Genomic DNA, 16,578 nt, shown 5'->3' on the forward strand with positions numbered 1-16,578 from the left:
TAAACATACATAAAAAACAGCGATAAAATGTAACTTAAATGAACAAATTAACGCTATATTCATAGCTAATAAAACAAAAAAAGCCTAACAGCTTTCACTGCTAGGCATTTTAATTATTAGGGGTTTTTGTCTGCAAACAAAAATGAATCCCCTTAACTATCTTGCTTTTCTACTATGCTCGACGTCGCGAGGTATTAGAACCAAGCTTCAACTTGCATACCTATAGTATAGTCGCTATCGCCTTTACTTGATCCTAGAGTCGTACCTTCATCGTCCGTGATATATGACGCGAATACACGTAGTTCAGGTCTAGCCCAGAAACTCTCGCCCATAGACCATGCTTGTGCGATTGTCGCTTTGCTGCCGCCTTTATCTTCAGAACCTTTTGATTCTGAGAACACACCTAATTCAACAATCGTTTTCATATTCTGGTTCCACTTATACATAGGACGAACCACGGCACTGAATAACTCATGCTCTTCTTTCGCTAAACCAACATCAGCAGAATTGGCATACATTAACTGATGACCAACTTCAATCTTGTCGCCAAAGATCATCACACCCCAGTTAATCGCACGATAACCTGTTGCATCATTCTGCTCACCCGAACGATCAAACCAAGCACCACCACCTAGCCCAGCCATTTGCGTACCGTAAGAGCTAGTACCATATTGCAGTACCGTTTGGTTAAAACCGTTACTTAAACCTTGCTGTAAAATAGCGGTTAACATCACGCCATCATCAGCCTTCACCGTTTGGCCTTCCGTTTCATTGGCAAAGTTATATACCGCTGCAACTTCTAATGTCGCATTGTTCCATAAATTAAGACCTGAATAGCGAACATCAAAAATATGACCATTTACAGATTCTGATTTTTTACCAATAACTCCCCATACAGGTTCACCATTAGGATCCGTTGGATGAGGAACGTAGCCATATTCATCTTCATCTGTTTTTTGGCTACCGTCATCTAACATCCAAGCGGCTGATAATTTACCAGGACCAACACTTAAGTTTTCAATACCACCACCAGCACCACCAGATGTATTCAAGTAGTAGAAATCGGTAATATGAATATCTTTACGTTGGTAATAACGCTTACCAGCCCACATCGTCGCTTCTTTATCGCTCGCAATCAGGCCTGTCGCTTGCACATTAAATTGCGCTACGTTGAAGTCGCCATCTTCCCAACCATTATTACCAGAGTTGCCTTGTGCAATCATTGCATCAACAACCCACTTCTGATCTTCCATCCCTTCGATTTTTGGTAACTCTTGACGAAAACCAAACTCAGCATAAAGATCATTTTCATTACCTAAACGACCAATTTTGTTTTTCTCAAAACTAACATTTTCGCCATTATTACCGCTTAATCCAGTACCAGCTCGCATGTAACCATTAAAATCAACAGCGCCAGCGGCTGAAGAAAGTAAGGCTGCAGATACAGCAATCGCAACACGATTTAAGTTTTTCATATAATCTAAATCCTTGAATGAGTTTGGTTTCATTTTTAGAGGCAATGACCCAAATAGGCTCTGCCCCGAAGACAAATTCATAGTAAGGATTTTTAAAATATTCGACCTCCTCCACCCCCTGTTAATTTAAGGAGGATGAAAAAGGCTGAGAAAATAGTGGGTAGGTCGTTTTTATGAGGAAGGTCACCGAAATAGGGCGTATTTACGTGATTTATTAAAATTGATATGAAATACAGTGTTAACTAGATCATGTTTAAGTACCAATATCGTAATTTAACTACCTGAATTACATGAAATAATCCCGCCTTTATAAATGTGACCTAGATAGCAAACTCAATAATTCATAAATTAATCCTGATTTTCAAAGTGAACTTTCTTAATTAGCTGCTATCACCATGATCATGCGTTCTATATGAGCAAGCGTTATATCCCCCATTTGCTCAGGGTCAGCGAGCGCATAGATGTACCCCTCAATAGCGCTATAATCAAGTTCGTCACGACACTCAATAAAATTAGCCCATAGCTCTAAATCGTCAGCTGTTATATCGCCTATCACATATTTATTTAATACATATTGCAACTCAGGTACTCCGACTTTAATAACCTTAAAATCCGGTTCCCTGCCATATTTAGCCAACGCCATCACGGCTTCATTTCGTTGTTCACCAAACGCTATTATTTGTTGCAGTGCCAGCTTTCTATTCATTATCAATTTAAACCACTTCTGTCTTAAAAAATGAAACTATACTCAATATTCTATCTATCATTTTAGCCTGCCTATCAAGTCATTATCTATACAAAAAAACAATATCACAACCTGATTAAAATGACTTAATAAGCGAGTTGTAACATTCGCAAAATGCGAAGAAATAATTGCAAAATGCGAATGTTGCATTTTCAAAATGCAAATATTTACACCATGAAAAAATAACATAATTGTAACCATATGTTTCTTTTATATAAAAATACTGGCACAGAATATGCTATAACAAGTTACTAACTGAACTTAACAACTAATTCACAATCAAGGGACTGCTTATGAATAGCAAGTATAAGACTCTATTGCTGATGTCTACCTTTCTTTATAGTTTGGACGCTGTATCGGCTCCTTTTGATGATTGCCCTACAGAAGCGTTTTTATCCCAATACAAGAACGGTGCTACACATTACAAATCTGTTGACCTCAGCACAGGCTTAGTATCAACGCTGCAAACAGACGACGATTTAGGGGCTGATTCTATTAATGCGATTGCTTTCAACAGCACTGACCATTATATCTATGGTTTTGACCGCAATAAACTAGCGCTAGTAAAGCTGGATAGTGACTTTAAAGCGACTGTATTAAACTTTACTAATCCACCCAACAATAATTTCTATGTCGGTGACATTAAAGATAATAAATTTTATTTTTACCGCCGCTACCTTGGGCTCTATTACACTAATTTAGACAGCAATGCTCCCGACTATCTCACCATAACAAAAGTCGTAGGATCGAATAAAACAATTAGAATTGCTGATTTTGCCTTTCATCCAACAGATGGCAATATATACGCGGTCGAAGGTAAAAGCGGGAAACTATATCAAATAGACCCAACGACAGGTGTTGCTACTAATGTAGCAAATACAGGCTTCACTTCACCAGGTAGTGCATTTGGTGCCGCTTATTTTGACTCTGCGGGTTATCTGTATTTCCTACGTAATAAAGACGGTAATATTTACCGTACAGACATAACCGACCCGAATAATATTACCGGTGCATCAGTGTACTTTGCAAAAGCCGATGCGAGTAACAGTAATGATGGTGCTCGTTGTTCAGATGCGCCTGTTATATCAACCGATACAGATTATGGTGATGCGCCAGATTCATACGGAACAAGCTTAGGTGTCAATGGTGCGAGACATCTCACCGACTACAGTAACTATATACTCGGCGACACAGTTGATGCAGAAAGTGACGCCAATTTATTCCCTAATTCAGATGACACGGATAACCTCTCTGATGAAGATGGTATTTTGTTTCAAACCGCACTCATTACAGGTTTAGATGCGCAAATAATGGCCATTATCAATGGCGGTCAGGAAAGTGCTTATTTCAACGGCTGGATTGATTGGAATCAAGACGGTGATTTTGAAGATGCCGGTGAACATGTATTTGATGACCTAAATTTAACGTCAGATCTACATAACCTGACGTTAACCGTGCCAGCAACCGCAGCGATCGGCAGCACATGGGCTCGATTCCGTCTCGGTGACCAAGACAACATAACAAGTACTGGTGGTTATGCAAATGGTGAAGTCGAAGATTATCCCGTTCAAGTGAGTAATGGTAATACGACAAGTGTCTACTATCCAAGTGAAGATGACTTTGTCACCCTTGCATATGAAGATCGCTGGCCGGAACGTGGAGATTACGATTTTAATGATGTCGTTATCTACTACCGAGTTGTGCAAACGATTAAAAATAATGAAGTATCTCGCGTTGATATCCAAGGTCAGTTAGTCAACTATGGCGCAACTTATTTCAACGGCTTTGCTGTGCATCTACCAGGTATTCTACGCAGTAATGTGGATGAGAGTTCATTGCAAGTGAACTATAACTCTGTCGTATCTCCAACAACAGGGGTGCTAGAACTCTATCAAACCGATGCTGTGGTCGTTGTGTCTGATAACTTAAAAAGTGCGTTTGTATCGTCTTGTGGGAATAAATATTTTAATACTGAATCGGGTTGTATGGGGAACAGCAGTTCTTTTACATTTGAAATAAAAATTCCGATGGTCACCCCTATTAACGTGGCGAGTATGCCTGCAATGCCATTAAATCCATTTATCTTTGCGACAGAAAACCGCAATCGAAATGACTTCTTTGGTGGACCTGTAGGACGAGATCTAGAAATTCACTTACCTGATATGCCAATAACAGATTTAGGTAGCACGGATTACTTCGGCCTTCTCGATGATGTTTCAAACCCACCAACAACGACATACAGGAATTCAAATAACTTACCTTGGGCAGTTGAAATTGGTAATACAGAATGGAAAGCGCCACTTGAATCAATAGATATCTCGTCAGCTTATCCAGAGTTCAATCTGTTTATTACCAGTGGCGGTACCTTTAATGAATTTTGGTTTGATAATCCAGTTTTCCACAGAATCGTCGATTAGGAGCAGAACATGAAATTTATTCAAACACTCATACTTTGTAATATTGTCTTCATTTCAGCTTGTGGCGGAAGTGACTCGCCGTCGGGCAATGTGTCCGTACCTGCAATTGACGGCCCAAAACAAGCACTAGAAGTTAATGAAGATAGCTTTATTACAGCAGAAGGAAGTAATAATAAAGTGACTGATATTGAAGCGCCTGTAGACCACAATTTTACAGCAGCGAAACAACAACAAATAACGATAACATCACAAGGAAAGGATTCATGCCATATCAATATATACACTCGATACAACAAAGCTGGGGGGAATAAATTCGCACCTTCAGCAGGAAGTCGTGTAGTCCAAATATATTCAGAGCAATGCGAATACTCCGGCGCAGTGTTCTTATTAAACCAACAACGAAAATTATTAATTGAGGTTATCAATTTAAATATCGAAGACACAACGAGTTATTATGAAGAAACAGTTCAAAATAGCCCGATTGAATTAGCAATTAATTAATACTCTCTCAAAGTATATTGCGACTTCAACGTATAGCACTCTCAAAGATTACTCCAAACTTGAAGCCACCATACAATATCTATTGTTGGTGGTTTTCTCATTTAACCTTCCCTTATTCATTTTATAAATAACCTCTATTTCATCATTAAACACAATGAAATATAAAGGTGTTTAACGATATTCTTTTATCACCCATATTCTGTCGAAATAAGAACAATTTAAACAAATCTGCAACATTGTCATGTCACTATCCCTTTTGAAATACATCGCTGACAAATATCAATTAGCTCGGCACCACGGTTATAAAAATAGGTTATTTTTAGGGAATAAAATAATGACTATGAAAACATGCCTTGGCTTACTCGTATCCGCAGTGATACTCAGTAACACGAGCACTGCAATGGCTGAAAGTAAACGAGTCGTCTATGCGGCTGCTGAATACGAAAAGTTAGTAACATCAGGAGAAATGACTCAAAATAATGATGATTTTGATAATGATGAATATATTAAAAAATTAGACAGCTGGGGAATGAAACCAACTAATCTACCGCTGCCCTACAACCCTGCAGCTGACGAATATGACTCAGCCTACCAACCTTATACGTATGATATTATCTTTACTCATCATCAGGATTTACTCTACTCTTTACATCCCCGAAAATCGGATAATGGTCAAAATACCCATACCTTTGCCCCTTACACCCGGATGCCAACGAGTAACTCGCCAGTGGAATTAACATCCAATGTTAAAACCAAAGATTTCAACAAAGACGATATGGTTGTATTTGATACAGTAATGGGCGATCTTGATGGTGATAACCAAGAAGAGATAATCAATGTCTTTTACGAGAATTCAGATACTTATGGAAAACGTCTACAAGTAAATATAGTGGCAGTAAAAGATAGCACACGCGGTAATAACTTCACTGGTGACAATCAACTGCTTACAAATACTCGCACGCTGTATACCACGAATAAATCTCCAAAACTGAACGGAAAGTTAAAATATGCTAACACCTGCTCTTGGATCCAAACGGAAACAGCAGATACCGACGGTGACTTAATTGATGATGTTCTTGTTACTCAATTTTGTGGTGAAGTAAAGATATGGCGAGCGATTGATGGTAATGCTTATAAATATGGTTACGAACTCGCAGAAGATATAAGCCGAAATACCACTGATATTGAGAAAGTATCTCTGGCCACTGGTGATATCGACGGTGATAACCGCGATGAACTTGTCGTGACCTATTCTTTTCAAGATCAAGATGATGTAAATACGCCGACACCGTATATACGCGCATACAACCTTAATCCAAACGGAACTGTTGCCAATTACTACACACGTAAATTAGAAAATATATATTACGGCAACCATGTCAATGAACGCGTACAGGTAAACCCAACAGCGGTGACTATTGCAAACATCGACCTCGATCCTCTTAATGAGATCGTGATTGGTGGTGGCCCTTGGAATCTGCTTAATCTTGATACCAAAGAATGGGATCAACTAGCTGTCGTGTATTGGGACCCATCAAATTCAGCTTCCGACCCCTTTGCAGGTGGAGACTGGAGCGAGCAAACTTTCTTTTTCACCGCAGATAAAGGCAACTGGAATTACTCTCGTCAAACATACCCAGAGATCACAACCTGGGACCCATTTGGCTGGACTAAAGGCGAACTTATCGTGTATGGAGGACATGTTCTACAATATAACTGGGGCGAGGATGAACCTGGTGCACATAAATTCCTGCATATGGTAGACACAAATATCTTCCGCTGGGCGAATCAACTATCGTCCGGCTCAACCTTTAAATTTGCCAGCTTTGCTGTAGGTAATTTCACACTACGTCAAGAAGAGGAAATCGAAGGCGCCGACGGTGACACTGAAGCTGACATTACCGATGATGAACGTGAAGAACTATTTGTCATGCCTTATCAAGTGACACAAGATAAACCAGACAATGAGCGTCGCTTCCATTCCGGCAATGCTTTCTCGCATGTACTCAGTGTCTCAGATGAAATGATGGATGAAGTCGGAAACTTCCCAATCAATCTGACCAAAAACAACATAAACCTGTTTGACGCATCCAAGTTATACGCTAGTGACGGCAGCAATGACGACTTTACCATTGAGTCTCAAGACTACATGTCAAACTACCCACGCCCAGTAATGGGGGATTTTTTAGGACAACGACTTAAATTGAGTTACCTTGGCGAAGACCAACATTATGTCGCGTTTTCAGATCCTATCATTTATGGTGCGATGGCTTACCCTCCTTTCTATACTGGGTCAATTCACGGTGATGATACCAAGATATCAATTGCCTATACCGGAACGAAAGGTGACGGTAGTGGCAGTGGTAGCGGTAGTTCATTTCAATATAAAGGAGGCCTAAAAGTGAAGTTTGAACTATTTGGTCTTGGTGCCGAAGTCGCTTTCAAAGGCATGTTAAAAGGTTCTCAAATGCGGGTTCAAGACAATTACACTTATACAACAGGTACACATACCATCGATTTTGGTCTTGTTGATGATGCGTTGCTAATGAGTCTAACCCCTTATGACATATATAAATATGAAATTATTGGTGCACCAGATCTCGATGTCATTGGTGAGACAATGGAGGTTTATACGCCACGTCGACCAATATTACATGTCATGGGTATTAATCGATATAATGAAAGTATTGCAGAAGAGGAATCTTTCAAACGTTTTAATCGTAATGATTATTTCCAGCATACCATTGGCGTACCATCGACCTACCCACCCTTCGAGAAGTTTTCCGACATGTGGATGAATGAAGAACCCGTGATATGGGCTGATGAAAATGGCGCCAACTTTGAAGACAGTGGCCATGAACTTAGCATTATCCAAGGTAAACAGAGTACCAATACGTTTAGCCTTACAGGCGGCACTGGCGCAGAGTTGAATACAGTGCTAGGTGTTGTCGCTATCGATATTCGTCACATGAAAGATGTCGCTAAAAATGTCTACACCACACACGAAGAATCAACTGAAATATCAGCTTATGTGCCCAAACGTGACGTAGAAGAAAGAGATGCTCTGGATTCTTATAACTGGGGGATTTATGCTTACCCTCAGAAGGTTGAAAATGTTGATACTGATATGGATTTATTAATTATCGATTACTGGTATCACTAAAAGTTAACCAACATAATATCTAACGGTAGAAACAATTTTAATAATACCAACAAGTCGCAGCTAGAAAATAACACCTTCGGCCGCGACTTGTTATTTCCATTCAAAAATACCTCAATCCAGCTACTATCACATTTTACTTCCCTGAATCACCCGCAAACACATATAATGATCCTGATTCACTCATCCACAGGTCACTTAAATGCGTTTAACCATATTCCATAAATTGTTTATCTCATTAATGCTCATCAGCATGCTGATGATGGTTGGCATGGCATTACTGATCAACAATAGTTTTCAAAATGGTTTTCAAAGTTACCTGAATCAAAGTGAAATAGAACGAATTGAAAGCATGGCTGAAAATATCAGTGAATATTATTCACCCAAGAAAGGTTGGCGAAAACTACAACAGCAACCCGAATTATGGGACAAACTATTAAGAAATATTGGAGAGCACCCAAGAAAGCCAAAAGATTTTTCTGAAATGGCCTCAAGAAAAACCAGATCCAATTACAATCGACTTGAATCCCGTCTTAATTTATTAGATAACAGCGGTAGGTCTATTATTGGCAACCGTAAAAATTTAAACCGCTTACATGCCAACATACAAGTTACTAAGGTTGCGATAACCCAGAATGGGCAAAAAATCGGTTGGTTATCCATTCTCCAAAGAGAAAATATTAAAGGCCATTTAGCAGAGCGTTTTTTACGTCAACAACTCGATAATTTTTATTGGATCGCGGCTTGGGCAGCATTATTTTCATTTATCGTTGCCGCCTTATTAGTACGTCATTTTTTAAAACCATTAACAAGTTTACACGAGGCGGCTAAGTCATTATCCAATGGTAATTTTGATTATCAAATTGAAGTGAAAAGTAAGGATGAACTGGCTGAATTATCTTTGGCGTTTAACCTACTCACCACAACACTTAAATCACAAAAGTTATCACGTGAGCAATGGCTATCAGATATTTCTCACGAACTACGCACCCCTATTGCCGTTTTACTTAGTGAGATAGAAGCGATTGAAGATGGTATTCGTCAGCCTGAGCCTAAATACATTAAATCATTACATAGCCAAGTAATCACCCTCACCCGCTTAGTCGATGACTTATACTCATTGTCACAATCTGACAGTGGCGTATTAATCGACACATCACACACAGTTGATATCACCAATATCATTAACAATATTTCGAATCAAAATGAAGTTCGCTTAGCCGATAAACACATTGCGATAGAACGTTTATACAATCATAACCAGCCAGCATTATTAAACGCCGATGCCAAATCACTGGCTCAACTAATCGGAAACCTATTTGAAAATAGCTATCGCTACACCAATCAAGATGGCGTAATACAAATTAATTTACAGCAAACAAACGACAATATTTTACTCACGATTGAAGACAGTGCGCCAGCCGTGCCCGACGAAGCACTACCCAAACTATTCGAACGTTTATACCGTGTCGATAAATCTCGCAGCCGTGCCAATGGCGGTTCAGGACTCGGTTTATCTATTTGCCAAAATATCGTCAATATGCACAATGGCCATATTAGCGCGCAACATTCTCCACTTGGTGGACTTAAAATAACCATCTCACTCCCGACTAAGGACAGCTAATCCATGACTATTTCAGCAAAAACGATTCTAGTGGTTGAAGATGAACCGTCACTGGCGATCGTATTGTGTGAATACCTCACGCAAGCCGGATTTCAGACTCACATTATTGATAATGGCCTTGAGGTTATTGACTGGGTGAAACAAAACACACCAGACCTGCTTATTCTCGATCTCATGCTTCCTCATCGTGATGGTTTGGATATCTACCGTGAATTACGTACTTTTAGCCAAGTACCTGTCGTCATGGCGACTGCACGCGTAGATGAAATTGATCGCTTATTAGGATTAGAATTAGGTGCGGATGATTATATCTGTAAGCCTTACAGCCCTCGTGAAGTCGTCGCACGTATCAAAAATGTATTGCGCCGAACCGTCGAAGTATCGACACCACCGCAACATGGCCTCATCATTGATGATAAACAAATGAAGGTCACTTTTAATGAGCAGGCGTTAACATTAACACCCGCTGAGTTTCGTTTACTGAGCTTTTTTAATCAGCACCCAGAACAGGTGTTTAATCGTGATCAACTCATGCAAAAAATATATGCCGATAACCGTTTAGTCACCGACCGTACCATTGACAGTCACATCAAAAACTTACGTAAAAAGTTGCAAGATGCCAATCCGAACAATGAATATATTAAATCTATTTATGGTGTTGGTTATCGATTTACACGAGCATAATTGACTATTTTTTAATATAACGATGAATCTCCATATTTTCTCCATAATTCCTGCGCATTTGTTGCTTATAGTTACTCCATCAACAGGTTAACTCACACAGAGTTAACCTTGTATGTCCTAACAACAGCAACAAAGTGAGCTTATCATGAAAAAAACACTCTTTATTACAGCCGCATTATTAACAGCGATGACAACCACTACGTTTGCTTATGCAGATAGCGACAGCAAGCAACGCAATCATGTATCTTTTGAACAAATGGACACCAACCAAGATGGCAAAGTTGCTAAAGATGAAGCAACGGGTCGTTTAGCTGAACACTTTGATAAATTTGATACCGACAACGATGGTTTCGTTAGTAAAGAAGATTTACCAAAAAAAGGGCAGCATCATAGAGGCAAGATGTTTGCAGAGATGGACAGCAACAATGACGGTAAGATCTCAAAAGATGAAGCGACAGGCCGCTTGGCCGAAAATTTCGATAAGATCGATACCGACAACGACGGTTTCATCACTAAATCTGACATGAAAAACAAAGGTAAACATCATAAAGGTAAAATGTTCAAAAAAATGGACACTAACAATGATGGTAAGATCTCAAGAGATGAAGCAACAGGCCGCCTCGCTGAGAACTTTGATAAATTAGATACAAATGGTGACGGATTCATTACCAAAGATGAACTACCAAAACGTGGCAAACACCATAAAGGCAATATGTTCAAAAAAATGGACACTGATAATGACGGTAAAATATCAAAAGACGAAATGAACCAACACTTTGATAAACTCGATACAAATAATGATGGTTTTATCTCAAAAGATGAATTAGTAAAGCAGCATAAAAACCGCTAATTACATGCCACACGAATAAACCAAATATAATAAGGGGAGCATTGCTCCCCGACTGCTTATAAACACCTTTTAACCTGTCTTTCCCACATTAATACTCTTTTTCCCGTTACTCTCTGCTAATCATTTCTGCGTTTTCTATCCTAATAAAATACACATTAATAATACCACTTAAGTAAATAACCATATTAAGTGGAGGGATTTAACACATTTAAAACGACCATATGAAATATAGTGTTAACTTGATCATGTTTATTTGTGTAAAAGCTCCTTTTAACTATCTGAATTACATAAGATGAAGCTAATTTATAAATGTGACCTAGCTAACAAACGAGATGTTCAGTGCATACATATTTTTATTGGGCGCACTTGCATAACATCTTATTAAGTAGAAGAGTGAATTTATGTCAAAACCTTATCCCCTTGGTGCTCACGTACAGCAAGCGAACGACTTAACAAAGCAAGGCTGTAATTTCGCGATACATGCACCAGACTGTAGCAGTCTGCAGTTGGTATTGTTTGATGGAAAGACGCAACGCAGTTTCACTATTGAAAACAAATACGCAGGTATCCATCATATCTTTATCTGCAATATTGTTGCCGGTCAGGAATATGGATTCTCGACCAACATTGACGGCCAAGATTGGCTATTACTCGACCCTTATGCCAAAGCCGTGAGTGAAGCACCTTATTATCAACCACCTTATAATGCTGAAAAAAGCTGGCATATGCCAAAAGCAGTGGTGACAGATAACACCTTTGATTGGCAAAATGTGCCTCGACCAAGTGTACCACTAACAGAAACAGTCTTACTCGAAACACACGCTAAAGGGTTTTCACAATTAAATCCGGCAATAACATCAGCTGAACCGGGCACTTATCAAGCCCTCGCCGATCCTGTTAATATTGAATTATTAAAACGACAAGGCATTACCAGCGTACAAATTTTACCAGTCGCTGTGTGTATGCACGAACCACACCTATTAAATCAACAAGGTGTAAATTATTGGGGCTACAGCACTCTTGCTTTTATGGCACCAGACCCACGCTTTGCAAAAAATGATGCCGTAACCGAATTAAAGTCCACCGTCCGAGAGTTACACAAACACGGTATTGAGGTTATTCTTGATGTGGTATTCAATCACACAGCCGAAGGTGGCCAAGATGGGCCTACATTCAATCTAAAAGCCCTTGATCATCGCTATTATTTACGTGATGAGAACGGTCTTAGAAACTACACGGGTTGTGGGAACAGTGTCGATTTAACCTATCAAGCTAGCCTTAATTTAGTCATGGACAGCCTACGTTATTGGGCAACGGAATATCATATTGATGGTTTCCGATTTGATTTAGCCGCGACACTCGGCCGTAATGGTGATCGCTTTAATCAGCAAGCTCCCTTTTTCCACGCTGTCGCGCAAGATCCTGTTTTACAACAGTGTAAATTAATTGCAGAACCTTGGGACATTGGGCCTGATGGTTATCAACTAGGCTATTTTCCGGATGGTTGGAATGAATGTAATGACAAATTTCGCGATACAGTACGTAGTTTTTGGCGTGGTGATAATGGTTATTTAAAAGATTTTGCCACACGCATAATGGGGTCGCGCCACTTTTTTAGTGGCAGCCGCTGGCCACATAAATTACCTGTGAACTACATTGCCTATCATGATGGTTTTACCCTACAAGATTTAGTTTCTTACAATGATAAACACAATATCGCAAACGGTGAAAACAACCGAGATGGTCACGGAGATAACCGTTCATACAATTGCGGTATTGAAGGTAATACCGATGACCTTGCTGTTATCGCTTTTCGTGAAAAACAAAAACGAAACCTGATCACAACCTTAATGTTCAGCTTTGGTATTCCACATATATTAGCGGCTGATACTGTGTCTCATACTCAAGGGGGTAACAACAATGCTTACTGCCAGGATAATGACATTAGCTGGCTAAACTGGGAAATAGATGAAGTAAAGCAAGACTTCCAAGACTGGTTAAGTGAAATGGCAAAAATGCGTAAGCAATACATGCTGCCCTTCATTAATGCTTTTACCGGTGATGGCCGTAATGATCACCGTATTAGTTGGTATTGCAGTAATGGCGACGTCATGCAGCAACACGACTGGGAGCATCAAACAAGCCTAGGACTACACCTAGGTTTAGGTTCAGACGGTGATGAATTATTATTATTATTCAATCAGGCAGACGTTGCTGTCGACTTTAAATTACCTAATGTACCACCTATCTGGCACCGCGTGTGCGATACCAGCTCGATGCAGTTAGCAACCTTAAATGTAAACGACCACTATCAGCTTTCTGGCCGTTCAATGGTAATCCTACAACGCAGTGGTCGTACTATTACGGCTGTTAATACTATCTAATGCACTGACTCGTTTAATTTCTTGCGAGGTAAAATAAACCTCGCGTAATTGTGCAATCTCTTGCTGTTGTTGCTGACTATCACTCTCATTATAAGTTGTGCTAGCAGTAATAACAGCAAGCTCTTCTCTGTAGTTTTTTAGCTTCACCTGCCATTGCTGACGCTCCTCACCCAACCTTGCTAATCTGTCTGCCACTTCTGGTTCAAATGATTCCTGCGTAAAATCCTGTAATTCAGTTTCGCTCGCTCCTTGCGACTGTAACGCCTTATACTGCTCTCGATAATCATTTAATTGGTTAGCATTACGCTGTTGTTCCAATAACCACTCAGGTGCGGTTGTATCGAGTTCAGCTTTAGCCGCTTGTTTCTCTACCGTACTTAATTCACTGTTTTGATTAATACTTGCCACACTCAACATATAAGTTTCGTATTCATCGGCTTGACCAAAAAAAGCAGCGATAACATCAAGTTCTAAATAAGTCGAACGCGCATCCAACACCATCTCTCGTACTTGAATTACACTCTCAAGTGCATATTCCCCTGCTGTCGCGGGGTCGATACTTTGCTCAAATTGCTGCTTGATCGCAGTAACCTCATTAAGGTACTGCAAATAACCCGTTAATATCGTGATGCCCTGAGTAAGCGCAGGTTCCACCAACTGTGATGTTAATGCCTGTTTTATTCTGGCGACAATAACATCTAAACTTTCTTCACCCATTGCAGACAGATAAAAGTCGAATAAATGCTGAATTTTTTTATTAATAATCAAATCGCCAACATCACTAACGTCAAGTGAGAGCGGTAATGTAGCCCCTAATAACGAACTTGGTAATCTTACTGGTATAGGGGGGATTTGCTCTGCGTTAACATCATTTTGTTGATCACGATTGTGAGCGGAGGTGTTAACCATCGCATTAATGTCTTGTGAGGGTAAGGGATAAATATCTTGTTCCAACGTAGACGGCTGCTCTACAGCTGGCAAGGGAGTAACGACAAGAACATCAGCGTTGTTTTCATCTGAGAATAGCCAAACACCCGCAAGTACGATGGCACATGTGAATGCTGTAATTGTAATAAAAGACTTCGGTTTTAGTGACATAACTTTTAGTGACATAAATTTTAGTAGCATAACAAGTTCTCCATATGACACGTAACGAAGTACCGTAATAAGTTAACAGTACTTCGTCTCATTCAACAGAACAGGGAGTTACAAACCAGCGCTTGTTAAACGTTTAGCATGTGCCGCATATAAAGGTAATGGACTGGTGCTACCTAAGCCACGTAACCCAAACATACCATTGATTTCATCAGCATGGTTCATAGTGTAATCATCACGAATAACTTGCCCTAAGTGTGTCGAACAGCGTCCAACAACACCATCATTCGATTCGTTAATCGTAAGATAAGTCACTGCCAATAAACCATCAGCAAGGTCAATCACATTAGAGTTCAATAATGGATTATAAGTACCGCCCCATGAGTAATACGAAACGCCATTTACGTTATGCTCGCCATCATTAACCGAGTAATCATAAACCCAGTTTGGCCACCACCACGATCCAGCGTTATAACTCGGCGTTGCTTTACACTCACCTTGTCTTAACCCTTCTGGATATTTCGCATTGAAAATAGCAGCATCTTTAGAGTTCAACGCTTCAAGTGATCCCATCGCATTCGCTTGGTTATCGTTATTGCCTGTCGCAATAGATAATAAGCTCGCAACCGCATTACCAATGGCCATAGCAGGGCCTTCGAGTGGTGAATCCTTAATTAAGTCTGCAGTACCAGAACCGCGATGTGGAGAACCTACAGATGTTACCGAGGCGACAATATCTGGTCGTACCGATGCCACATAACGTGAGTCAATTCCACCTTGAGAATGACCTATCAAGTTAAATTTTTCCGCGCCAGTAATGGCTCTTAATTCTTCAAGGTAGCTTAACAACTGCTCGCCACGTACCTCACTGGTATCATAACCACTGACTTGTGGTGTATATACGTCTGTCGCGCCAACATCCGCTAACGCCCCTTTAACACCATAAAAATAATCTGCTAACACACTATCAAATCCAGCCAGTCCATGTACTAACACGACCGGGTATTTAGTTTTACCCGATGTATCAGCTTGTACAGGTGCTACGATGAAACACAAGGTTCCAACTAAGATAGAGAGGAAAGTCCGAGTTTTCTTTAACATATCTAGTCCTTTATTTTTGAGTTATCGCAAAATGCGCACCCGTTAGTGACAACCTGTCTCGATTTGAGTGCAGGAAAGTTATAACGTAAAAAAACAACAGGTACAACCAGACAAAACAAAGCAGCGTAATTAATCATAATAAGACAAAAAATAGAACTAAAGATGCGGATTACAGGGTAAATTTAGATTTATAGTGCATATAAATAACTCAAGGTGACATTAAAAACTAAATAAGAAAATATCATTGCCATAACGAATATCGCATCATTAATTTTTATATTTTCATAAGCACATGTAAAATAAGTACATTTTTATTAAATGCTTATTTTAAAAACAAGTTCAATTTTCTATAAACATATTTATAGAAATAAGACATAGGTCATACTCAGATAATATCTAACGTCTAAGGAAAACCACAAAATTAACTTAATTATTCAATTTAGTTGGCAATTTACAACATTTCAACCTTCAAACTGAAAGCAGATTTAACCACTATACGTAACTAAATTATCATTAATATTCGCGTATATTTACCCTATTTT

General features: G+C 39.5%; 11 protein-coding genes. 7 read left to right on the forward strand and 4 right to left on the reverse strand.

The window, feature by feature from the left end; translation table 11 throughout:
* Positions 1 to 194 precede the first annotated feature (194 nt).
* A complete protein-coding gene (gene lamB, locus HWV00_RS14930) occupies positions 195 to 1,475 on the reverse strand; it encodes a maltoporin LamB (protein ID WP_211682531.1) in 1,281 nt (426 codons plus the stop codon).
* 376 nt (positions 1,476 to 1,851) lie between these two features.
* Positions 1,852 to 2,181: a hypothetical protein gene (locus tag HWV00_RS14935; protein ID WP_211682533.1), complete on the reverse strand. Its 330-nt coding sequence runs from the start codon at positions 2,179 to 2,181 to the stop codon at positions 1,852 to 1,854.
* Positions 2,182 to 2,513: 332 nt separating this feature from the next.
* Here HWV00_RS14935 and HWV00_RS14940 point away from each other — a divergent pair, with 332 nt between their 5' ends.
* The 7 genes from HWV00_RS14940 (at position 2,514) to glgX (ending at position 13,840) form a co-directional block, all read left to right on the forward strand.
* Complete coding sequence (locus tag HWV00_RS14940) at positions 2,514 to 4,637, forward strand: LruC domain-containing protein (protein WP_211682535.1); 2,124 nt, start codon at positions 2,514 to 2,516, stop codon at positions 4,635 to 4,637.
* Positions 4,638 to 4,646: 9 nt separating this feature from the next.
* Positions 4,647 to 5,138, forward strand: coding sequence for a hypothetical protein (locus HWV00_RS14945; RefSeq protein ID WP_211682537.1), 492 nt, complete (start codon positions 4,647 to 4,649; stop codon positions 5,136 to 5,138).
* 334 nt (positions 5,139 to 5,472) lie between these two features.
* Positions 5,473 to 8,301, forward strand: a complete 2,829-nt coding sequence (locus HWV00_RS14950) for a hypothetical protein (RefSeq protein ID WP_211682540.1) — start codon at positions 5,473 to 5,475, stop codon at positions 8,299 to 8,301.
* A 199-nt stretch (positions 8,302 to 8,500) separates the two neighbouring features.
* Entirely contained in the window at positions 8,501 to 9,922 is a 1,422-nt protein-coding gene (locus tag HWV00_RS14955) for an ATP-binding protein (protein WP_211682542.1), read from the forward strand.
* 3 nt (positions 9,923 to 9,925) lie between these two features.
* Positions 9,926 to 10,606, forward strand: coding sequence for a response regulator (locus tag HWV00_RS14960; protein WP_211682544.1), 681 nt, complete (start codon positions 9,926 to 9,928; stop codon positions 10,604 to 10,606).
* Positions 10,607 to 10,751: 145 nt separating this feature from the next.
* The gene (locus HWV00_RS14965) at positions 10,752 to 11,456 is read left to right on the forward strand and encodes an EF-hand domain-containing protein (RefSeq protein ID WP_211682546.1); all 705 of its coding nucleotides are present in this window, start codon (positions 10,752 to 10,754) and stop codon (positions 11,454 to 11,456) included.
* A gap of 401 nt (positions 11,457 to 11,857) precedes the next feature.
* Positions 11,858 to 13,840, forward strand: coding sequence for a glycogen debranching protein GlgX (glgX, locus tag HWV00_RS14970; protein WP_211682547.1), 1,983 nt, complete (start codon positions 11,858 to 11,860; stop codon positions 13,838 to 13,840).
* Here the strand turns inward: glgX and HWV00_RS14975 are convergent.
* Complete coding sequence (locus tag HWV00_RS14975) at positions 13,796 to 14,968, reverse strand: lipase secretion chaperone (RefSeq protein WP_255554611.1); 1,173 nt, start codon at positions 14,966 to 14,968, stop codon at positions 13,796 to 13,798. The two genes, glgX and HWV00_RS14975, sit on opposite strands and share 45 nt — an antisense overlap.
* 78 nt (positions 14,969 to 15,046) lie before the next feature.
* The gene (locus HWV00_RS14980; protein WP_211682549.1) at positions 15,047 to 16,036 is read right to left on the reverse strand and encodes a triacylglycerol lipase; all 990 of its coding nucleotides are present in this window, start codon (positions 16,034 to 16,036) and stop codon (positions 15,047 to 15,049) included.
* Positions 16,037 to 16,578: the final 542 nt, after the last annotated feature.

Source organism: Moritella sp. 24 (genome assembly GCF_018219155.1).
Taxonomy (GTDB): Bacteria; Pseudomonadota; Gammaproteobacteria; order Enterobacterales; family Moritellaceae; genus Moritella.

Excerpts from the sequence above, each read along its gene's own strand:
- HWV00_RS14960 (WP_211682544.1), top strand. The coding sequence starts at position 9,926 with ATGACTATTTCAGCAAAAACGATTCTAGTGGTTGAAGATGAACCGTCA.
- HWV00_RS14935 (WP_211682533.1), bottom strand. The coding sequence starts at position 2,181 with ATGAATAGAAAGCTGGCACTGCAACAAATAATAGCGTTTGGTGAACAA.
- HWV00_RS14950 (WP_211682540.1), top strand. The coding sequence starts at position 5,473 with ATGACTATGAAAACATGCCTTGGCTTACTCGTATCCGCAGTGATACTC.
- HWV00_RS14965 (WP_211682546.1), top strand. The coding sequence starts at position 10,752 with ATGAAAAAAACACTCTTTATTACAGCCGCATTATTAACAGCGATGACA.
- HWV00_RS14955 (WP_211682542.1), top strand. The coding sequence starts at position 8,501 with ATGCGTTTAACCATATTCCATAAATTGTTTATCTCATTAATGCTCATC.
- HWV00_RS14940 (WP_211682535.1), top strand. The coding sequence starts at position 2,514 with ATGAATAGCAAGTATAAGACTCTATTGCTGATGTCTACCTTTCTTTAT.
- glgX (WP_211682547.1), top strand. The coding sequence starts at position 11,858 with ATGTCAAAACCTTATCCCCTTGGTGCTCACGTACAGCAAGCGAACGAC.
- lamB (WP_211682531.1), bottom strand. The coding sequence starts at position 1,475 with ATGAAAAACTTAAATCGTGTTGCGATTGCTGTATCTGCAGCCTTACTT.
- HWV00_RS14945 (WP_211682537.1), top strand. The coding sequence starts at position 4,647 with ATGAAATTTATTCAAACACTCATACTTTGTAATATTGTCTTCATTTCA.
- HWV00_RS14980 (WP_211682549.1), bottom strand. The coding sequence starts at position 16,036 with ATGTTAAAGAAAACTCGGACTTTCCTCTCTATCTTAGTTGGAACCTTG.
- HWV00_RS14975 (WP_255554611.1), bottom strand. The coding sequence starts at position 14,968 with ATGCTACTAAAATTTATGTCACTAAAAGTTATGTCACTAAAACCGAAG.